Here is a 20,566-nt window from a genome sequence, read left to right on the forward strand (position 1 = left end):
TCCTCTTTTATGCCTGCATCAGCTGTTTTAAATCCCACTCTTTGTTGGTAACCATCACAGCAGAATAGTTCTCAATGTTGTGAATCAAACTAGAAGCCTTCTTCATGTCTTCCATTGTGACCCGATCGATTTCCCCGATAACCTCCTCCGGCGTATAAATCCGATCCAGCAAAATACTATTTTTGCCAGTGGAGAACATTCTGCCGTTGACATTTTCCTGCCCAAAGATGTAGCTGGCTTTCAACTGTTCCTTGGCCACATGCAGTTCATCTTCCGTAATACCTTGGGTTTTCAAAAGCTCCAGCTCTTCCTTGATGCCCTGGATTGCTTCCGCAATCTTGTCATGGCTTACTCCAGCGTAAATGTTATAGTAACCCGACTTTACATAAGAACTAGCGTGGGAATATACCGAATACGCCAAGCCCTTCTGTTCCCGGATGTTCTGGAAAAGCCGCGAGCTCATGCTGCCACCCATAATGTTGCTCAGCAGGGCCAGCGCATAATAATTCTCGTCTTCTAAAGGAAGTCCTCTGGTTCCCATACAGATGTGTGTCTGCTCGATTTCTTTAACCTTTACCTGAAAACGAGGCTCATAAGCCTGATCCCGATAAGGCTTATGGGCTTTTTCCGCTTTTAAATGCTTTAATCTGCCCTCAAAAAACTGGCACATCTTATCCATCTCCACATTTCCTGCTATGGAAATGACAATGCTGTCCCGAGTGTATTCCTGATCCACATATTGCTTTAAAATAGACCGAGATATGCCTTTAAGGGTATCCCGGGTGCCAATGATAGAATTCTCATAGATGCTGCCTTTAAAAATCAAATCACTGATCATCTCGTGGGCATAATCATCTGGAGTATCTTCAATCATCTTCATTTCTTCATAGATGACCTTTTTTTCCTTATTCATCTCTTCTTCATCGAAGGTGGAGTTTAAGAACATATCCAGCAGGATTTCGGCCGCTTCTTCTGCATTGGAACTCAAGGTCTTCATGTAGTAACAGGTGGCCTCTCTTCCGGTGAATGCATTTATCTGTCCGCCTATACGATCCACATCTTCTGCAATTTTTTTTGCACTTCTTTGATTGGTTCCTTTAAACATCATGTGTTCAATGAAGTGAGAAATGCCGGAAATGTTCGTTGTTTCATCAACAGAGCCAGCTTTTACCCAAATGCCCAGTGCAACCGACTGAACATGGGGAATTTGCTCCATCACAATGCGTATACCGCAGTCCAACTTTTTCGTTTCAATCATATCCTCACCGTTTTTCTTTCATTATTTTCTAGCAGTAGGTTTCTACAAATCATGGACTTGTGAAACATCTTATTCCTCTGCCGTCCAATTATTTTATAATTGGAACAAGCTATTATTAGATAGTCATATCTATTTATTATACATTTATACAGGCATTCTGTAAAGTGGGACAATCCTGCAACCTTGTGCATTTATTTGTTCGATTAAATCCGGTAAAGCCTTTAGAGTCTCCGGCTTAGGGTGCATGAGGATGATGGCTCCATCCAGGGGCTTCGCCATAATTCGTTGGGTAATAACATCTGCCGAAGAGCCTTCCCGCCAGTCGATGGTATCTGAACTCCACAGGACCACTTTGTAGCCAAGCCGCTCAGCAATCTCCAGCGTGCGTTCATCGTAGTCTCCGGCAGCCGGGGCAAAATAATTAGGTTTTATGTTGATGGCGTCGATAATGGCCAACTCTGTCTTCTCAATCTCTTCTTCAACCTTCTCTGAAGAAATATCACTGCACAAGGCATGGCTATAACCGTGACTTTGAATTTCATGACCAGCATCATACATTTCTTTCAACAGTTCCGGATTATTTTCTGCCCATCGACCCGTAACGAAAAAAGTTACGCGGACATTTTTTTCCTTAAAAACCTCTAACATGCCGGGCAAAATATCTTCTCCCCAGTCCACATTGCAGGCAAAGGTACAGAGGTTATTCCCCGGCAGACCGCTGCGAATGATTCGACTCTCGGCCTCTTTGTCAACAGATGTTAAGGCTGCCGGATTTGACGTACCCCTTCCATCTGTGGCCACAGGCGCGCTGGCCGCATCGACCCCATCCGATTTTATCGTCTCCTCTTGTCGGTCATATATTGCGTTCCAAGCCTCAGCTGTCTGATTAGCTAAGATGCGGTCCAAGTACGTAAACCCTTGCACCCCGGTGGCTGCCACCGCAAATATAGCAATAGCTACAGGACCCCAGATTTTCTTTTTCATAAAAAAACACCCCCACTAACCTTATGCGTGGAGGTGCCTTTTTTATGTGTCGGATTCCCTGAAATTTTCACAGAAATCCCTTTTAAATTGTACAACAGTTACGAATATAGGAGATTACTTATTAACTCCGTCTCGAACGTTCAGATACACGTAAACCACCTTGGCTGCCTGAGCCCGAGTAGCCAAACCCTGCGGCTGGAAGTTTCCTTCCGGCTGTCCATTGATGATTCCTGCACCAACAACAGTATTCACGTAGTTGACCGCCCAATCACTAATGGCTGCCTGATCCGTAAAGCTAATAGCCGAAGCGTTCTGCGGCAGCTGTAAGCCTTGGCTGGTAGCAAATTTGCAAAGCATAATCGACATCTGCTCTCTGGTGATATTTGTATTCGGCTCAAAGGTCGTCTGACTCATACCGCTGACGATGCCGTTCTCATAGCCCCAGTTTACATAGTTGTAGTACCACTCACTGGATGGCACATCGGTAAATCCGGCTGGATTAGACTTGCTTATGTCTACATTATCCAGAGTCTTGGCCAGCAGGGCCAGGAATTGAGCTCTAGTCAGCTGAGCATCTGGCAAGTACAGGTTATCTCCCATACCATTTGCGATACCTCTGGCGGCCAGAGAACCGATGTAGGTCTTCGCCCAATGATCGGTGGTATCCTTGAAGTCCACCGTCATGGATCCAACCTGTACTGGTATGGTGATGGCATAGCCGTTATAGGCCGCATAGATGTTGCCGGTGACACCATTTTTACTTCCCGCCTGAAAGAGGCCATTTTCATCAATGGTGCCGATGGCCGCATCGCAAGACCAGGTAAAGGTTTTATCACTGGAAACCACATTGATTGGGCCGCTCTTGACGGACAAGTTGATGTCTGAACTCTGTCCAGCATTTAAGTATAAGTTCGTCACAGACGGCGTAATGGTAAGATTATTCTTCACTACTTCCACCTGTGTACTACCCGACATGCTGCCGGAAGTACCAACGATATTCACTTTGCCTTCCGTGTCTCCCGCCGTATACAAGCCATTACTGGTGATACTGCCGTTGCCGCCTTCCACCTCATAATTGATGGCCGATGGCAGCGCTACTTTCTCAAACTGGCTGTTGGAGGCATAACTGTTAATCTGCACGCTAGCCCCCGGCATAGCCAAAGTCAACGATGGATACAGATTTAAGTTCTGAGCAGTACTGTCTCCACTTCCTGCCTTATAAACGAACAGTAAACCGTTGGCCACCTTTCGCTCAGAGCCCTCAGAGGGAACATTTTTAATGCTTACGGCATTTTCCAGACCGGGAAGCCTGGAGTATAATGCCGTAGACCCTCCGCCATCCATGTTAAAGGCATAGGTACAACCTAAAGCCTTCATGTGGCTGGCCACTTGGACCAGATTCAAACCCTTGGAATTGGTCTGCCTGCCGTCTACCACATAGAGGACAACAGTTCCATCACTCTTGATGCCAACTGCCGTCCTTGGATTCAATCCCGTGCCAGAGGTGACAATGTTGCCATTTTCCAACAGGGAATAATAGATACCGATGGCTTCTACGGCGTTGGCCAATCCAGTACCGCCGTTATCACTGACGCCAATCTCCACTTCGCTGCCCACCACCATGCTATACAGCTGAGATGCAGAAGCCGATCCAGAGACCGTAGACAGAACCACTTCATTGGCTCCTATCGGTGTATTGTGGGCATCTACATTGACTGACTTGACCGTACCCTTGATGGTCTTTCCAATCTGCATTTGGATGTTATCTGCACTTCCGCAGTCCACCACCACCTCAATACAGCTGCCAGCTGTTTTGGTGCTGGAGGCATAATGGCGGTTAAACAGATGCAGACCCTTAGCCGCTCCGTGAGGTACATTATAGTAGTCGATGTTAGATGAAAACGGTGCTTGTACCTGCTGCACCACACCAGTGGAATTGTCCTCATAAGAAAGGGTTCCCTTCAGCGTATAGCTGAGGTTGGCATATTGCAAGGAGGCCCGCCCTTGGCTGTCGAAGGCGATGACCCGATCCGGTGCGTAACCGGAGGTGACAATATTGCCGTTATGTATGACTAAGCCCTTGGGTGTACCAGTAGAGGTGTCGTACAAGTCTCCATTGATAGCAGCCAGCACCTTATAGCCTTGTTCTTCCGCATACTTAGCCATGGTCCCCACCGTAGCCACACTTCTCACCTCGCCATTAAAGACCAGTGGCTGGACCTTTCCAGACAAGGTATCTGCTTGGACGAAAAAGGCCTTCTCCATGCCGTTTGTGCTGCTGACCCCAATCTGTTCGTGATAGGTGACCCCATCAAAGATCTTCTTTTCTGAGTCCAGGTAAACGTTTCCGAAGCCATCGTAATAGGTGAAGCCTGAAAAGCTTGCGGCAATTACTGAAATAGCTAAGGAAACAGCTAAAAATTTCGTTCTTTTCCTCATGTTTTCCCCCTTATGCGAACTTTTGCGTCGGCAAGTTCTCTTTTTCTACCAGCCGACACTTTATATTTTAACATGGACCTCCGAAACTTCAAGTTACGGTTCCATTACGTAAAGTCAAACATTTCCTCATTAAAGGTATCCCCGTTATACAAAAGAATCACTACATCCGGCTGGTTTTCCACCGCGTACTTGGCCACCGAGCGGTCAAAGAGCCGTAAGTCCAAGGCTCTCAGCTCATGGATACCCAGGGATAAAAAGGAATACACCGGTAGACCGAAGGAATCTTTAATCATCATCACCTTGCCACCATTTACCAGATTATTTTCAAAGACTAGCTCCTCATTGTCCCCATGGTAAACGGCATACCGGTTCAAATCCACAGGAGCATCTTTCACCAGGTATTTCTTGTCCAGTATGGCGTTGTAAAAAGAGCCGTTATATATTTTTTCTGCACCATAGTCGAACTCATGCAAGGTATAACTAGTCTTAAAAGCCGGGGTTATCAGGGTGAAGTCATCCAGACCGGAATAAAGTTGACCCGTCCGCCGCCCCATGGAACCCAGATAACAGTTCTTCCAAGTAGTGAGTTTATAGTTCTTTAAATCCTGATATTGGCTGTCAATGTTAAAACCGTAATCCTTATTTAGTTCATCCATGATGTGGCCGGTAGCTTCAAAAGCCGTCTCAATCCGCCAGTGGTGATCCGTGTTAAAGAACAGTTGATTTTGGGTCTTCGCTCCATCTCGCAGCAACGGCCGCAAATCCAGATAGTCGATATTTCGCTCGTCCAGACCCTTTAAGAACAAATTTACATTGTAATCCGCGTAATCCTTTTTGTTAGCTGGCAGTTGCTGTTCATCATCGGACAACTTAAAAGGCGCTTGTACATACAAAAATGGTATGCCAGCTTCGTCCAATTTAGACTTTAATTCTTCTACCGCATCCAAAGAGCGCATCACCCGAAAGTTTTTTTTGCTGACCTTGAAAATAATCTGGTCATATTTTGTCTTGTAAATCTCGCCATATCCCGCATCAGCTACAATGTGCTTGCCGATAATCCGTTGGATTAAGCCATAATATGTATTGGATTCTTCCTTGAGAAAAGTCTCCTCGTAGACCGTATCTTCCGCAATCTTAACCGCCTCTTCCACCCGTTCCAAGACAGGCGTTCCCGGAAGAACCTTGACTCTGTATTCCAATAAGAAATCGTTGATGGGGTCATTATCTTTGTAGGTCAGTAAGCCAATCAGCATGACCGCTAAAATGCCGAAGAAAAGAATAGCCGTAACGTGCTCTTTCTTTATTTTCACAGCCTTCCTCCTTAAAAATTAAAATAGATGAACGGATTATAGGCACTTTTCAGCATATAAGCGATACAGGCCAAGAATAATACCATTACAGCAGCAACATATAATATTTGAGCCGGTTTTGTCTGAGCAGCCTTCGTCTTGGCCAGCTTTTTGGCAAAAGGCCGGGCAAAGAGAAAGCCAAAAAACAGAAAGACTATATATTCCTTCGTGCACACCATGGCCTCTGCATCAATCCATCCCGCTCCGCCGGGCACAAACATGGTCTTCAAATATAAAAGGGCTTCACCGATATTGTCTGCTCGGAAAAGCACCCAGCCGAACATGACCAATAGCATGGTGTAAACGTGGCGAAGGACGTTATGGGATTGCATCTTATCCACCCCAAGAGCCTTTTCGGCCGATATGGAGACAAAGTACAATAATCCCCAGCAGATAAAGGTCCAGTTCGCACCATGCCACAACCCCGTTAACGCCCATACCGCAAACGTGTTAAACAAAAGCCGATACCGACCCTCTACCCGGTTGCCTCCCAGTGGAATATAAACGTAATCCCGAAACCAGGAGCCCAAGGAAATATGCCACCTTCGCCAAAACTCTGTAGTGGACTTAGATATGTAGGGATAGTTGAAGTTTTCCGCTGTGCGAAAACCAAACATACGCCCCAGGCCAATAGCCATATCAGAATAGCCAGAAAAGTCATAGTAAATCTGAAGCGTATAGCAGATTGCTCCTAACCAAGCCATAGCCAATGACAGGTCATCGGTGCCCAACAGCTTAAAAGCCTTGTCTGCCACCAGGGCCAAGTTGTTAGCTAGAAGCACCTTTTTACACAGCCCCACCAGGAAGCGGCAGACTCCTTCAGACACGTCATCAAAACTGGCATGCCGCTCTTCAATCTGCTCCGCAAAGTCCTCGTAACGAGCAATCGGCCCAGCTAAAAGCTGTGGAAAAAAGGTAATATAGAGGCCCACGTTGAGCGGATCTTTTTGTACCTTGGCCTTTTCCCGGTATATGTCCACCACATAAGAAATTGCTTTAAAGGTAAAGAAAGAAATGCCGATGGGCAATGCAATTTTAGGAATAGTAAAGTCCAGGCCAGTGACAACCTGAATATTCTTCATTGTAAACATTAAGTACTTAAATGCGAAAATGATGCCTAGATTGTAAACCAGCATGAGCGCTATAGTAATCCGGGATTTGATCTTATCCAGACGGACCCGATCGATAAGCAAACCAAATCCCCAGTTGACTAGCACCGAAAGCAACAGCACCAGAACGAACTTTGGCGCTCCCCAGGCATAAAACCCCAAGCTGATAATCAATAAGAAAATATTTTGCACCCGGCGGCTAAAACGGAATAAGGTGTAATAGAGAAGCAACACCACCGGTAGAAAACAGCTAATAAAAATAATTGATGAAAATACCATGTTTATATCTCCGTAGATTCTAATACTTTTTGTTGACGTAATTATCGATTTTAGACCGTTTTCGCACCTCTTCGAAAACTCCTTCTCGCTTCAGCTCCTCCACGATGCCCCCATTAATCGTGTGCAGAATGACATCCTCATAGTCTAAAAGGACGATTTCAATCAGCCGATTGTTGAGATATTCAGACTTTGATTTGATGTAATAAGCCTCCACGTTCTCAAAATCCAGATACCGCAGCAATCGGATAATGGATTCATCTTTTTTATTGTAGTGGTATTTGACTTTATTTTCAATCTCTCGGACTAAATCTGGGTGCTTTTCCAGGAGCTTTTTGTCCCTGGCCCGCAACGTATTATATTTAGCTATAGCATTGTGATATTGGTAATTGTATATGCCCTTTTCAAAGGAATCAATCCGCTGAAAAGGCCTTAAGTTCAGCCGGATAATGAAAAAATAATGCTCTTCAATAAATTCTTTTTTAGTCAAATCTCCTTTTTGATATTTATAAATCAGCGCCTTCCTGTTATCAAAAAACTCGTCAAAGGTCGTCTTTCGTATGCCTGCTGCCATGATTCTCTCTCCTAACACATAATCTCTAATTATATATGAAAGCGCTTGAAAATGCAAATTCCAGTAACACACTATTTCAAACTTTCATATACTAACGCATAAAGACTATCATGCCACATGAAGGAGGGAAATATATGAGTTGTTTCGGCAACAAAGTATCGCCGGACCTCTATCAGAATTGCTGCAATGCAAATACGCTCTGTGAGTTTAGCGGTAATATGGACGATGTAATAACAGAACCTCTCTATGTTCAAAAAGTATATGACGCCATACTGTTTAATCTCCAGGGAATGAAAACTGTTCAAAACCAGCGCTTCACACCTAATTTACCCCGAGGCCATAGAGTTCGAAGAGTTTTAGACATACGCTGTAAGAGGTTCTTTAACCCAGGTAACATAGACGATCCAAGAAATCTAAGTTTAAACCTGAACACCACCATTTCCGGCGCGACTTTTTTACACAACAGTCAGGGCAACCCTATTGAGGTAGTAGGACCTGACGGAACGTTCTCAGAAAAAATATTATATGCAGACACCAGCGAATGCGATGAAAATTGCATGGGAACACCTGTTTTTGGTACCCAGACCATCGAAGTTACCGGCAATGTGCAGGTATTTATCGACTTGCTGCTCTTGGACAGAAACAATAATGAGGTGGTATTTACCATCTGTGCAGATGTGAATATTGCCACCAATGCTCAACCATTAGTACTTACAAACTTTTTCGAGATCTGTATGCCTTCTACCATTGATACCGCTTTTCTTCCTCGGTTCACCGAATTCTGCAACGCCGCTTGTGAGACTAGACTAGCTACGAATAACTGCGGCAGAGACTTGACCATCGGCGCCAACGGAGAGGTATCTGCAAATCTCATCATTGCGATCTGCATTACTTGTGTAAAGCCATGTATTATAAGATTTTTTATATTCGCCAAGAAACGGCCTACATATCAGAAGTTCCAAGCAATCTGAATGACTCGCTGATTTTTCTTTCGATCTTCCTTGCCTACATAAATGATATCAATGAGCTCCAGCACAATGTTTCTATCCAGCCTTTCTATGTCTTTGTATTTTAAAATAATTTCCATAAGGTTTTCTTCTTTACTCTGCTCCCTAGACAGCCCTTCCCTCTCCCTCATTACCTTCTTCAGAGCACTTTCTGCAATCCGCCCGCTTTCCGCCAGCTGCTCGCTAATTTGTACGAATTGCTTTTCCATTAGCAGCCCCTTTACTTTGTCTAAATAGAGGGTGGTAACTGCTAGTTTGTTTTCTTCCAGCAAACGTTTCAACCGGAACTCTTCCTGCTTCATCCCCTCCAAGGTTTCTTGCCTGCCATCAGTCACCGTCAGCTGATCCTGTATGATACATTCGTCAAAATACAGCTCCGATAGCTTTTTCAATTCGTCAATTATGTACTTTTCCAAGCTTGCCATGGAGATACCAGTAGCAGGACAAGCCTCCTTATTCATCATCTTCTTCGAACAGCGAAAGGTGGTGTTAAATTCCGTTTTAGATTTCCGACCGTTAATCTGCCTGGGATAAGTAACAGCATACATGAGTTCCTTGCATTCCAAACAGCGAATTTTTCCGCTGAACATGCTGACGATACCGTCTCTCCTAGGCTTAATTCGAGATTTGCGAATACTTCGCACTCGCTCCCAGGTGTTCCGGTCTATGATAGGCGGATGCTTGCTCTCCGCAATGATCCATTCCTCTTCCGGCTGGCGAACAAGCTTTTTACTCTTATAGCTGACCTTTTTCAGTTTGCCCTGGACCATATCGCCTATGTACATCTGATTATCCAATATTCGCCCGATGGTGTCATTTCGCCAGAGGAAGGACTTGGAGGTCATACGGCTTTTGGCGCCAATTTTCATGCCTGCATCCCGCTTATATTTCAAAGGATTAGGAATGCTGCGCTGGTTTAAGCTGTTTGCGATCCGCTGTAAGCCATTTCCAGCTAAGTACATCTGATAGATAGACCGGACAACCTCTGCGGCTACTGGATCGACAATCAGCCTATTCTTGTCATCAGGGCTCTTCAGATAGCCATACAGAGGCCACGAGGCAATATACTCCCCTTTCTTCCGCTTGATGTCCAGTACATCGGAAATATTGTGAGATAAATCCTCTAGATACCAGGTATCGGTCAAGCCATGAAGCTGAGAAATTTTTTTGGATGAGCTGTTCATGTTAGCCGTATCAATATGGTCTTCTATGGTAACAAAACGGATGTTTTCCTCCATAAACACACCGTGGATGTATTTTTCAATCAGCTCAATATCCCTGGCAAAACGGGATTGAGTCTTGCATATAATTACTTGGAATTTGTGAGCATACATATCCGATATAAGCCGATTAAACTCTGGCCTGCTGCGGTCAGAGCCTTTGTAGTCATCATCGCTGTAGATTTCTACCAGCTGCCAACCTTTTTTCTCCGCATAATCCCGAATCAGGTAATGCTGATTTTTTATGCTCTCGCTGTCGTTATCCCAGCCTTGCTTGTTTACATCTTCTTTACTTAATCGACTATAGCCTACCGCTATTATTGTCATTCCCAGCCTCCCCTCCGTTTAATTGTTCACGGAGCTGCCGGTTGGAATGATTCTAAGGTTTTTTTCACTGCGAGCGATGGTTTTAGTCATGGTGTCCAAAAATAAGCTCTTACGTTGTTCTTCTGGGTTTTTAAATATATTTACTACCATAACTTCTACAGGCTTACCCTTTTTACTTGACATGGCATACTCTCCCTTCTATTTAATAACATTGATACACTATATTATTTTAGCCGCTACTTTATGCGGATAGGGGTTCATCGCAGCGGTCCCCATATGCGCCTTCTGGCACGAATAACAACACACTGGTACGCAGTTACTTTCATTCTGGTTCTAGTCACCTTTCCATATTTGCCCCTGAACTAGAAACAATCTTAATCATTCTGTGCCCTAATTGACTATATCCTGCAGAATCAGCATAATAGCATACCCTCGAACATTCAGAAAACTTTCTTTTTTCTAGCAACTTTGATTGAATATCACCTAAAATTAACGAAAGCTAAAAATTACGTGTAATAATTTCTTGTTTATGCTAAAATTAAATTAATTGGTTGAGATGAGGCGCAATAAGATGAAGATAAAATAGTTACGAGAAGCAAAACATATTTCTTCAATGAAATTAGCTAAGATGGTTGAAATATTAAGGAATAAATGCTGTGTTCTTCGGAAAGTTGTAATTCAATATGAAGTTATTTTTTTATAGTAATAGTAAAGGATAATATAAGATTATATATTATTGGAGGGAATGTGAGTAATCAACTTGAACATAAATTTGCAATTAAATCTGTCTCTAGAGCCTCAGATACTGATTACTTAAAGGCTTTAAAAATATATGTTGAAACGACGCCTTTTGAAATCAGAACAAAAAGTAACGAAATTTCCTATTGGTTGGAAAATTCAACTGGTAGAACTGATTTTCAGGTATATGCTTTTGTTTTATATCTGAATGGTGAAGTTATTGGCTTTTCAATGACAACCTATATCAACAGAACAAAAATTGTTATTGACGAATATCTTGCAGTTCTAGAGAACTATAGAAATCAAACGATTTTTCTAGTATATGAAAGCTTAATTGAAAGTTTCTACAGTGAGAATGGCATTGAAATTTCATATTATATTACAGAAATAAGTAACAAAGGATCCGGAACTGAAATAGACAGAGAAAGTCAGATTGCACTGAAGATATTATGTCTGAAAGAATACGGGAAAATTGAAGCCTTATATTATGCATTGCCACTAGGGATTGATAACCATGAAAGCAATTTTCAAGCATACTTATATATAAAAGAGGGTACGGGGCAATCCAAAAGCCTTAATAAAGATACCTACCTCAATATTATTTATTCTATGTATTATGATTACTGGTATAATTGGTATACTCCTTTTCTGGAGTCAGCACAATTTGAAGAATACAAAATTACTATTGATAAGTGCTGGACATCAATCAAAGAGAGTTTTCTTAATGAAATATCACCACTACCAATAGTTTATAGCAATTGTTCTCAAATCGATAATGGTGCTCAAGTTTCTATGAAGCCAATTCCAATAAAAAGGCAAAAGAAAAGTCGTATTTGGTGGATGGTTGTTCCAACTATAATAATCATGCCAATAGTACTTCTATTTTTGTATAGTAAAGCTTTAGATATTTTGGATATATCTTTAACAACTACAAACAATAATTTATTAGGAACTCTAATAACTGCAACGATCCCAGCACTTATCACTTTTATTATTGCAAAAAAAAGTGATAGCTAAGATTTCTTTAAGCAATGCAATATAACATTATTTCCATGTTGATTTAAAAGTGGTATTTCTTTTATGATTTTATCAATAAAGTTCAATGAAACTGCCATTTTATCTACAAAAACTTTGGATAGCAAGCCATCTATAATATGAAATGTTTGCTTGTCAATGATTTGAAAATCATAAGATTTTAAGATACTATAAATGTATTTATGTGAATATAACCATTGGGTGTGTTTTTCTTCAATATACTCAGTGGTTATAATACTCGCTTCTTTTTTATACACTTGTTGTCCTAAATATTCAAACCCCCAGCTACTTTCAAATTCTATGATAAGATTACCGTTGTCTTTCAAAACCCTATATAGTTCAGATATAGCTGCTACAGCATCACAATAGTTTAATACACTTCCAACACAAATAATATTATCAAAGCTGTTGTTCTCGAAAGGTAGATTTTCAATACTGGCTACAACTGAATTTTCTAACCCCTGAATTTTCTTGTCTGCAATATCAACATGGAACATCTGCCTACAAGCTATGCCGTAGCTATTTCCAGCTGAACCAGCGTTAAGAATAACCGTGTTTTTAAGAACATCCCTTTTTGATTTTAAGTAGTGAGAGATAGCTTTATTTGAATATTGATGCCAAGCATCATTCTCATCCCAAATCTTATCTATGTTATTATAGAAATCTTTTATTTGATTCTGATTAATATTATGCATCTCATTCCTCTTCTCTCAAAATATCTAAAGGATAATCTTATATTATCCTTTATTCATGAGACAAAAAGGCACTCTTCCCCTTATCAAAAGGTAATTTTATTTCTGGGGTGCTTGGTTGTGAGTATCTCCCGCTGTTTGCTCAATGCCACATGAGTATAAATTTGCGTTGTCAAGATGGAACTATGCCCCAAAATTTGCTGGATGTAACGAATATCCACATCTTCTTCTAGAAGCATCGTGGCAAAAGTGTGCCTGAACATGTGTGGTGTGACTTTCTCGGCAATTCCTGCTTGCTCTGCATACCTTTTTATCATAAAGCGTATCGACTGCTCTGATAGCCGTTTTCCTATTCGATTGACAAAGAGATACTGACTGTTCTTTAAATCGGTCGAAAAAGCCTTGCAATAAGCAGATAACGCCTTTAAAACTTGCACATTAGTAATTTGTATCATCCGTTCTTTTGATCCCTTTCCCTGTATAAGAATTTTACCCTGGTTTAAGTCAAAATCGGCCAACGTAATAAAACTCAGCTCTGATACACGTATTCCAGTGGCAAAGAGCAGTTCCAGCACAGCTATATCCCGTATTCTTGACTTATTAGAAGGCGTCCCTACTGCCTCTAATTCTTGCTCATGATAGGCACTGTAAAACAGTTTTTGCAAATTCTCTACAGAAATAGTTTTAGGAAGCAATGATGGTTCCCTAAATTTAACTTTTATTTTTGAAAAAGGATTTTCTTGGATAACTTCCTCATACTCCAGGTAAGCAAAAAAAGCTTTTAATGCGGCTATTTTCCGCTTGGTGGTCTTGGGTTTAAAACGCTTATGTAAACCTGTTATAAAATTTGATAAATATACCCTATTTATGACTTGTCCAGTATCTTCTGCATATATTTGAAATTGATTTAAATCAATACGATATGCTTTTATGGTTTTGTCGCTAAGTTTTTTTTGGTACTGGCAATATTCCAAATAAGTAATGATAGCCTTTTCTAAATCAAACATGTCTTTATCCTCCTGATGTTAAAGTAACAAACTTATTATGGAGGATAACTGCTTATTTGTCTAAGTTTACTAAATTCTTAGGAAAACAAAAACCCCCTAACAACATCGCTAAGGGGTTTTTAATTTGACATGTTTATTCTATTTCTTATTTGCAAGTCTAGGCCTCTAGCCTTTAATTCTTCAAATAAATTTACATACACCCAGTGATTTCAAATTAGTATTTGTGATAAGACACAGTATTAGCTGCATTTCAACTGCTCGGCACGTGCAAGCGCATCATCTGTATGGGGCAGGAAGTTATTTAATCCTATTAACTGATCAAATCCAGCTTTTTTCATAACAGACATGGGCTGATTTTGCACATGGGCAAATAGCAGTGTTATGCCCTGCTTTTTACAGGTTTTATGGATTTTTTGGATGGAACGAAGAGCCGTTACATCCATAGAGGGGACACTTCTCATCCTTATAATCAAAACGTTCTTTTTTACTTTTCCTTCAACTGTAATATCTATAAATTTGTGGGCCGCAGCAAAGAACATCGGTCCGCTAATTTCGTATACCATAGCATTTTGGGGCACTTTTTTATACTTAATATTCTCAATGTCATTTATATAATCTTCATCTGTTAAATCTTCAACATACTTCCAGCCATTTACTTCCGTTACTTCTGACATACGTTTCATAAAAAGAAAAGAGGATAGCACAACCCCAACTTCAATGGCAATTACCAGATCAAAGAATACCGTCAGAAGAAAAGTGGCCACTAAGACAATAATATCACTTTTAGGTGAAGTTTTTAGCAATTCAACAAATTGTCTCCATCCGCTCATATTATAAGCCACCATCATTAGCACTGCTGCCAGCACAGACAAAGGTATTAATGCTGCCAGAGGCATTAATACCAGCAAAATTAATAATAGTGTAATGGCGTGAATTATTCCAGCAATTGGCGTACGTCCACCATTTTTTACGTTAGCCGCAGTTCTAGCAATCGCACCAGTCGCCGGAATCCCACCAAAAAGTCCAGAAAAGACATTTCCGATACCTTGACCAATTAATTCCATATTGGAGCGGTGTTTACCGCCTATCATACCATCTGATACGACGCAAGATAATAAAGATTCTATTCCGGCAAGAATGGCAATGGTAAAGGCTGGCTGAATTAATTGCAATATAGTTTTAAAGTCTGCTTCGGGTATGTGAAATGAAGGTAAACTGGCAGAGATTTCTCCATAAACACTACCAATCGTATCAATTTGCAAATTTAAACTTTTAACAAGCAATACGGAAACAATGATAGCTATTAAAGAACCGGGAATCTTATCTGTAATCTTAGGCCAGAAAATTAATATCCCTAAAGATATAGCACCTATTAGCAATGCTGATAAATCAATTGTATGTAAGCTCTCTGAATATATTTTTATTTTTTCAATAAATCCGGAGGGAACAGCACCCATATCAAGTCCCAAAAATTCTTTTATCTGACCAGCAACTATACCTACTGCTATGCCACCTGTGAATCCTGTAGTTATAGTATACGGAATAAATTTAATTAAACTTCCAAATCGTAAAAATCCCATGGCGATTAAAATAATTCCTGCCATTATGGTTGCAATTACAAGTCCATCAAACCCATGCGTCTGAATTATCCCATATACTATAACTACAAATGCAGCAGTTGGTCCACCAATTTGAACTCGGCTACCTCCAAAAAATGATACTAAAAACCCAGCGATAATTGCCGTATAGAGTCCCCTTTCCGGACTAACTCCTGATGCAATAGCAAGTGCAATCGAAAGTGGTAATGCTATAATTGCAACGATAATACCCGCAGTTACATCTTTTATAAATTGTTGCCCATTATAACTTTCCATGACCGAAAAAAGTTTCGGTTTTAATTTTTCCATTATATTTCTCCCTAATAATTTCTGTTATTTTTTCAAAAAATTGTTTTTTCCTTTCTTTATTAAATGCTTTAGCACAGTTAGTGAACTGATTATATTTTTACTACACATGTCAGCACACTTTTTGCATGAAGCACTACAAGAATAATAACGATTCAGACAACCTAAAATCTTATACAAAACAGAAACCTCAGAGGTGTAACCGACTGAGGTTTGCGTTAGCTATGCTCAATAATAAATTTAATAAGTTTCTGCTTCTTCTTTAATCTTTTCATTTAGCAAGTCCATTAAATGTTGAAAAATGCCGCTTTACAATATTTTGACCGAGTTCTTGCACCGTTGCGTTATCGGCAAACTCGTCATTTTGAAATTGGCTGTATTCCAAAAGCACATACCGGGGGGTATTGTTTTTCAAGATAATCGCTATGCCATTTGTGTCAACAAGTCTTGCAACCTTTGAAAAGTTTTGATTAGCTTCTGTGATGGAAACTAGGCTGTCTGTATTTATTTGCATAACTAATTCCTCCCTTCTAGGTTCTGTTTATTAATATCATATGCCGATTATAGGATAAATACAACCTATTTTATTCAATAAACAGATAAAAGGCATCCTTCGGCGGTAGGATATTAATGTAGATAGTAACAATAAGTTCCTCATTCTATCCCATTAGGATTTCACGAACAGCGTCGATTAGTGCATAATATAAAAAACAGTCTTTGGTTCTTGAAGCTGGATGGGCAAAGGCTATAATAATTCTGTCGGTGACTGTATACCAGATTCCTCTGGAAGTACGTTTCCATTCTATATGGCTGTCCTCATAGATACATTCCAAAAATGGCTTTTCCGTTCCACAACAAACTACAATGTCTGCATTATAGAAAGAAAATTGCTGCTTTAAATAATTGCGGCCTGTTTGAGCTGCTAAGGCTACTATTTTATGGTCAGCGGTATAGCTACCTGATGTTTTTTTCAGATTAAGAGCACAGATTTTTTTCAGATAAGTGTTTCGTCTTTGCTCATTATTTTGCTCCAAATCCTCCCATTGGATATTCTGCTCCAAATTCAACAGCCCTTCTGTCCATCGAGCCACATTATCCCATGTTTGAGAACGCCCTCCGCCGCGCAGGAATTCTCTTAAGTCCCAATTCTCCCCGCCGTTTACTTCTTTCAATACAAATACAATTTTATACTTCGCAAGCAGATAGGAGCTTTCCTCTACCACGCCATCTGTAACGAGTTTAGGTTCAACCGCCTTCATTGTTTTAAAAAGCATATCTTCTTGCTCTCTGATACTCATTTTCACACTACCTCTCTACGTTTAATAAAAATTATTATAGCCTATTAAATCTACAATTTCTATAAGATTTCACACAATATACTTCATGATATTGTAAAGAGATAAGAGTCTCCTAGTGTTACTTTTTCCTATAAAAAAATAATCCAGAAGAAATCTCTGGATTATTTTCTGCCTTTGTTATCTTTCATATGAAGCTTCGGATTGCTATCAACAGAATCAGTATTCCGCTTATTAGGGTTCCAAATTGACCTAACTGAAATGGTCCGATCTGGATGTCTGCAACTTTTTGTCCTGCTTTAATTCCAAGCTGCACCATCAAAAAACTGCCAATAGCTGCTGTAAGAGAAATAGCCATAGGCGTGTAACCCAGCAGTCCAGCACTTAAACCATTCGTCAGTGCATTGGTTGAAAGTGCAACCCCAAGCACGAGTGCTTCAATAATTCCAATATCCTTTGATTTATCAAAGTCAGCACATTCAGGGTTTTTCAGAATTGAAGAAAGTCCTTTTATCTCACAAACTTCCTTTTCTTCTGCTTGTTGTTTGTGGGATAATGACAACCATATAATTCGTAAACCAATAGCAGATAAGAGAATTACACTCAAAAGCACGGGAAGTATGCCAGGAATTACGGTAGAAACCCATTTCCCGAACAAAATCCCTAAGAAACTAAACAAAAAGCATATAATGCTAATAATGGTATTTGAAAAGACACTAATTCGGATTTTTCTTATTCCATAAGTAATGCCTACGCCTAAGTTATCAAGACTTGATGATAATGCAAAGCCGAGTATAAATAGCCAAGTCATAAGGTCTCCTCTCACATAATATGATTCGTGATTATTTTATGCAATATTGAGGAACTGTGTTACATACCATGAATTATAGGCAAGAACCAATAAAAAATGGCCTTGCGTATAAATTACTATCCAAACCTTGGCTTATGTACCTTCTTTGTAGATCAACTCTCTTCCGATTCATTAACTGGGTCAATTGATTCAGCAGTATCAGCTGTATCAACAGATTCAACAGGTTCTGGTGTTTCTTCAACAATTGCTTTTGTCAGTGTTTTTTCATCTAAAAATTTGTCTTTAAGGACTGTCGCTGTTCCTGCGAAAGCCGCTGTCTTTTCCTCATCTGTCAGCACATCAAGATTAAAGTTAATATTCTGATCCGTTTTTCCAGCATAAGTATTCGCTTTCATCACCTCTGTCATGTCAAATCCCAAGACATCTTTCATTCCTTCCGTGATAGCAGTTAAACTACCAAGAGCCATCTTCGTTACATCTGTTGCACTGCCACCAGCGCCGTCTCCGCCACCAATAATCGTAATCTTGTCAATTTTGCTCATTGGTTCTGCAATTGCTCTTGCTATTTCTGGAAGTTTATCAATAACTATGTCAATAATAGCAGCATCACCATATTTAGCGTATGCATCTGCCTTCTTTTCCATAGCTTCTGCTTCTGCCAGCCCTTTCAGTTTAATTGCCTCCGCTGTAGCTTCTCCTGTTTTCTTAATCATTGCAGCTTCAGCTTCCGCATTTAGTTTCTTGGCTTCTGCATCCGCTTCTGCCGCCTTAACAGTCTTAATCTTATCGGCTTCTGCTTGTAACTCTACTTTTTGCTTTTCAGCTGCAGCAGGGTTTACAACTGTTTCAAGTAGTTCCTTTTGTTTACGCTCCGCTTTTCTCTCTGCAAGTTCGGTGCTTTTAATTGCAGCCGCAATCTCTACTTGAATTTCGGCTTCTTTTACAGATTTCTGTCTTTCTTCTTTTAGAACAGCCGCGTCCATTTCAGTATTAATAACTTCCATATTGGTGATATTTTGTTGGATTTCATAGGAAGCATCGGTTTTAGCCTTAGCTAGCTGTCTCTGCTGTTCGTACTCTAAAACCTTAACGTCTGCCTCTTTCTGTGCTTCTGCAATCTTAGCGTCTGCTTCCAATTGGGCAGCTGCACCAAGTCTCTTAGCCTCGGAGGTTTTAATCTGTGTTTCTCTTAAAGCGTCTGCCTCTGCAATCTGCGCGTCCCTCTTAATTCCGGCAATCTGAGGCTTACCTAGTGCTTCTAGATATCCATTCTTATCTGAGATATCTTTAATGGAAAAAGATTTTAGTTCCAAACCTAATACATTTAACTGTTCCGCTGCTACTTCCAGAACCTTTGATGCAAATTTATCTCTTTCACTATATATTTCTTCCACCGTAAGAGTCGCAATGATTTCTCTTAGCTTTCCTTCGGAAACATCCTTTGCCGTATCAATAATCTTTTCTTTCGTCACCGCAGGTGTCACATCATTAAACTGTTCCATTGCCATTAATATAGCTTCTTCGGTATTTTGTACTTTAATTACGACGATGCCCTCCGTATTAATTGGAACTCCGTGCCTTGTCATTGCATCTTGCATGGCAATTGGGAATCGCACGTTTTGCAATGAAATGTAGTCAATTCTTTGGAGTACAGGAATGACAATAACGCCGCCTGCAGTAACCACTTTTTTCTTTCCAAGACCGGTCACAACAGCTGCTTTATCCGCTGGAACCTTTTTCCATGCGGTTAAAATAACTAAAATAATAAGAATAATACCTAAGACGACCGCTCCCACGGTCACGATCAATGAGTTAAACATCAAATTTCCCCCTTTTTTTCTTTCCGGACAATGGCAACGCCATTCTCCTTCAATTCTAATACTTTAACAGTCTCTCCATAGCCAATCGCTTCGTTATCGCTTGATGCTGCCGTATAATTTAGAGTTACCCTATTTATGATAATCACAATTTCTCCAAATCCAGATTCAATGATAGAACTGGTGACCCTAGCCGTATGTCCTATTATTTCTCCAGACTTCGGAGGTGTCATGCGGTTTTTTTTTAGCGGGATAATAACGAATTTATTCATTACTATTGCAAATGAATATCCAAGGATAACGGCAAACACTAGGCTAATCTTTTCATTCACAAAATATAAAGAGACAAGCCCTCCTCCACCAAATAAAACAAGAAATGATAAAATAGCTAAGGGACTAAGCGGTAACCATGTACTAGCAAAATTCATATCAGAATCCATACTGATATCGACATCGGCACCTACATGAAGACCGATGGATAGAACACCCATTAACAAATCTAATAGTGGTACAATGATTCCAATAATCAGGGATACCGTATAAATTTTTTCTAGTAAGCTAAGCGTTTCATAGCCTGCTAAAAACTCTGTCATTTTTCATCCTCCTCGTATTACAAAGTAGTAGTGTTTATAGTCCCTCTCCAAGGACTGAATGCTATACTTCTTTTCCAACTCCTCCAAATACGCTCTTGCAATAGTTCGTTTTTTTATTTTGTTTTTTCCAT

At 40.5% G+C, this 20,566-nt stretch carries 18 protein-coding genes; 2 read left to right on the top strand and 16 right to left on the bottom strand.

Translation table 11 applies throughout. From position 1 onward, the window contains the following. Window positions 1-7: 7 nt before the first annotated feature. From Ami103574_RS09210 to Ami103574_RS09235, 6 genes are all read right to left on the bottom strand, one after another. Window positions 8-1,258 carry a M16 family metallopeptidase gene (locus tag Ami103574_RS09210; RefSeq protein ID WP_163066741.1) on the bottom strand — a complete coding sequence of 417 codons (1,251 nt, stop codon included), beginning with the start codon at window positions 1,256-1,258 and terminating at the stop codon, window positions 8-10. Window positions 1,259-1,402: 144 nt separating this feature from the next. Continuing rightward, window positions 1,403-2,242, bottom strand: a complete 840-nt coding sequence (locus Ami103574_RS09215; protein WP_163066742.1) for a polysaccharide deacetylase family protein — start codon at window positions 2,240-2,242, stop codon at window positions 1,403-1,405. A 114-nt stretch (window positions 2,243-2,356) separates the two neighbouring features. Then, window positions 2,357-4,681: an S-layer homology domain-containing protein gene (locus Ami103574_RS09220; protein ID WP_163066743.1), complete on the bottom strand. Its 2,325-nt coding sequence runs from the start codon at window positions 4,679-4,681 to the stop codon at window positions 2,357-2,359. Window positions 4,682-4,785: 104 nt separating this feature from the next. Continuing rightward, window positions 4,786-5,991, bottom strand: a complete 1,206-nt coding sequence (locus Ami103574_RS09225) for an alginate O-acetyltransferase AlgX-related protein (RefSeq protein ID WP_163066744.1) — start codon at window positions 5,989-5,991, stop codon at window positions 4,786-4,788. 11 nt (window positions 5,992-6,002) lie between these two features. Continuing rightward, window positions 6,003-7,418: an MBOAT family O-acyltransferase gene (locus Ami103574_RS09230; RefSeq protein WP_163066745.1), complete on the bottom strand. Its 1,416-nt coding sequence runs from the start codon at window positions 7,416-7,418 to the stop codon at window positions 6,003-6,005. 19 nt (window positions 7,419-7,437) lie between these two features. Then, window positions 7,438-7,989, bottom strand: a complete 552-nt coding sequence (locus tag Ami103574_RS09235) for a DUF6648 family protein (protein ID WP_163066746.1) — start codon at window positions 7,987-7,989, stop codon at window positions 7,438-7,440. 134 nt (window positions 7,990-8,123) lie between these two features. Between Ami103574_RS09235 and Ami103574_RS09240 the strand changes: the two genes are divergently transcribed. Next, on the top strand, window positions 8,124-8,960 hold the full coding sequence (locus tag Ami103574_RS09240; RefSeq protein ID WP_163066747.1) for a hypothetical protein: 837 nt from the start codon (window positions 8,124-8,126) through the stop codon (window positions 8,958-8,960). Here the strand turns inward: Ami103574_RS09240 and Ami103574_RS09245 are convergent. Together Ami103574_RS09245 and Ami103574_RS09250 are read right to left on the bottom strand one after the other, a co-directional pair. Further along, entirely contained in the window at window positions 8,939-10,543 is a 1,605-nt protein-coding gene (locus Ami103574_RS09245; protein WP_163066748.1) for a recombinase family protein, read from the bottom strand. The genes Ami103574_RS09240 and Ami103574_RS09245 overlap by 22 nt on opposite strands. An 18-nt stretch (window positions 10,544-10,561) precedes the next feature. Beyond that, window positions 10,562-10,726 carry a hypothetical protein gene (locus Ami103574_RS09250; protein ID WP_163066749.1) on the bottom strand — a complete coding sequence of 55 codons (165 nt, stop codon included), beginning with the start codon at window positions 10,724-10,726 and terminating at the stop codon, window positions 10,562-10,564. 564 nt (window positions 10,727-11,290) lie between these two features. Between Ami103574_RS09250 and Ami103574_RS09255 the strand changes: the two genes are divergently transcribed. Next, a complete protein-coding gene (locus Ami103574_RS09255; protein ID WP_163066750.1) occupies window positions 11,291-12,298 on the top strand; it encodes a GNAT family N-acetyltransferase in 1,008 nt (335 codons plus the stop codon). Here the strand turns inward: Ami103574_RS09255 and Ami103574_RS09260 are convergent. The 8 genes from Ami103574_RS09260 to Ami103574_RS09295 form a co-directional block, all read right to left on the bottom strand. Beyond that, window positions 12,295-13,011, bottom strand: coding sequence for a class I SAM-dependent methyltransferase (locus Ami103574_RS09260; protein WP_163066751.1), 717 nt, complete (start codon window positions 13,009-13,011; stop codon window positions 12,295-12,297). The genes Ami103574_RS09255 and Ami103574_RS09260 overlap by 4 nt on opposite strands. An 83-nt stretch (window positions 13,012-13,094) precedes the next feature. Further along, window positions 13,095-14,015 (bottom strand): tyrosine-type recombinase/integrase, encoded by a 921-nt coding sequence (locus Ami103574_RS09265; protein WP_163066752.1) that lies wholly within the window; start codon window positions 14,013-14,015, stop codon window positions 13,095-13,097. Between the two features lie 239 nt (window positions 14,016-14,254). Next, window positions 14,255-15,922 carry a SulP family inorganic anion transporter gene (locus Ami103574_RS09270; protein WP_163066753.1) on the bottom strand — a complete coding sequence of 556 codons (1,668 nt, stop codon included), beginning with the start codon at window positions 15,920-15,922 and terminating at the stop codon, window positions 14,255-14,257. Between the two features lie 268 nt (window positions 15,923-16,190). Further along, complete coding sequence (locus Ami103574_RS09275) at window positions 16,191-16,433, bottom strand: type II toxin-antitoxin system Phd/YefM family antitoxin (protein ID WP_163066754.1); 243 nt, start codon at window positions 16,431-16,433, stop codon at window positions 16,191-16,193. A 145-nt stretch (window positions 16,434-16,578) separates the two neighbouring features. Continuing rightward, entirely contained in the window at window positions 16,579-17,217 is a 639-nt protein-coding gene (locus tag Ami103574_RS09280) for a hypothetical protein (RefSeq protein ID WP_163066755.1), read from the bottom strand. 184 nt (window positions 17,218-17,401) lie between these two features. Then, a complete protein-coding gene (gene ytaF, locus Ami103574_RS09285; RefSeq protein ID WP_163066756.1) occupies window positions 17,402-18,025 on the bottom strand; it encodes a sporulation membrane protein YtaF in 624 nt (207 codons plus the stop codon). Between the two features lie 152 nt (window positions 18,026-18,177). Continuing rightward, window positions 18,178-19,845, bottom strand: a complete 1,668-nt coding sequence (locus Ami103574_RS09290; protein WP_163066757.1) for a flotillin family protein — start codon at window positions 19,843-19,845, stop codon at window positions 18,178-18,180. After that, complete coding sequence (locus tag Ami103574_RS09295) at window positions 19,845-20,435, bottom strand: hypothetical protein (RefSeq protein WP_163066758.1); 591 nt, start codon at window positions 20,433-20,435, stop codon at window positions 19,845-19,847. Before Ami103574_RS09295 ends, Ami103574_RS09290 begins: the two co-directional genes overlap by 1 nt. Window positions 20,436-20,566 lie beyond the last annotated feature (131 nt).

It is taken from the genome of Aminipila butyrica, from assembly GCF_010669305.1.
GTDB classification, from domain to species: Bacteria; Bacillota; Clostridia; order Peptostreptococcales; family Anaerovoracaceae; genus Aminipila; species Aminipila butyrica.

Bases quoted from the DNA above. Each gene is read 5' to 3' on its own strand.
- Ami103574_RS09210 (WP_163066741.1), bottom strand. From the start codon at position 1,258: ATGATTGAAACGAAAAAGTTGGACTGCGGTATACGCATTGTGATGGAG.
- Ami103574_RS09215 (WP_163066742.1), bottom strand. From the start codon at position 2,242: ATGAAAAAGAAAATCTGGGGTCCTGTAGCTATTGCTATATTTGCGGTG.
- Ami103574_RS09220 (WP_163066743.1), bottom strand. From the start codon at position 4,681: ATGAGGAAAAGAACGAAATTTTTAGCTGTTTCCTTAGCTATTTCAGTA.
- Ami103574_RS09230 (WP_163066745.1), bottom strand. From the start codon at position 7,418: ATGGTATTTTCATCAATTATTTTTATTAGCTGTTTTCTACCGGTGGTG.
- Ami103574_RS09235 (WP_163066746.1), bottom strand. From the start codon at position 7,989: ATGGCAGCAGGCATACGAAAGACGACCTTTGACGAGTTTTTTGATAAC.
- Ami103574_RS09240 (WP_163066747.1), top strand. From the start codon at position 8,124: ATGAGTTGTTTCGGCAACAAAGTATCGCCGGACCTCTATCAGAATTGC.
- Ami103574_RS09245 (WP_163066748.1), bottom strand. From the start codon at position 10,543: ATGACAATAATAGCGGTAGGCTATAGTCGATTAAGTAAAGAAGATGTA.
- Ami103574_RS09250 (WP_163066749.1), bottom strand. From the start codon at position 10,726: ATGTCAAGTAAAAAGGGTAAGCCTGTAGAAGTTATGGTAGTAAATATA.
- Ami103574_RS09260 (WP_163066751.1), bottom strand. From the start codon at position 13,011: ATGCATAATATTAATCAGAATCAAATAAAAGATTTCTATAATAACATA.
- Ami103574_RS09265 (WP_163066752.1), bottom strand. From the start codon at position 14,015: ATGTTTGATTTAGAAAAGGCTATCATTACTTATTTGGAATATTGCCAG.
- Ami103574_RS09270 (WP_163066753.1), bottom strand. From the start codon at position 15,922: ATGGAAAAATTAAAACCGAAACTTTTTTCGGTCATGGAAAGTTATAAT.
- Ami103574_RS09275 (WP_163066754.1), bottom strand. From the start codon at position 16,433: ATGCAAATAAATACAGACAGCCTAGTTTCCATCACAGAAGCTAATCAA.
- Ami103574_RS09280 (WP_163066755.1), bottom strand. From the start codon at position 17,217: ATGAGTATCAGAGAGCAAGAAGATATGCTTTTTAAAACAATGAAGGCG.
- ytaF (WP_163066756.1), bottom strand. From the start codon at position 18,025: ATGACTTGGCTATTTATACTCGGCTTTGCATTATCATCAAGTCTTGAT.
- Ami103574_RS09290 (WP_163066757.1), bottom strand. From the start codon at position 19,845: ATGTTTAACTCATTGATCGTGACCGTGGGAGCGGTCGTCTTAGGTATT.
- Ami103574_RS09295 (WP_163066758.1), bottom strand. From the start codon at position 20,435: ATGACAGAGTTTTTAGCAGGCTATGAAACGCTTAGCTTACTAGAAAAA.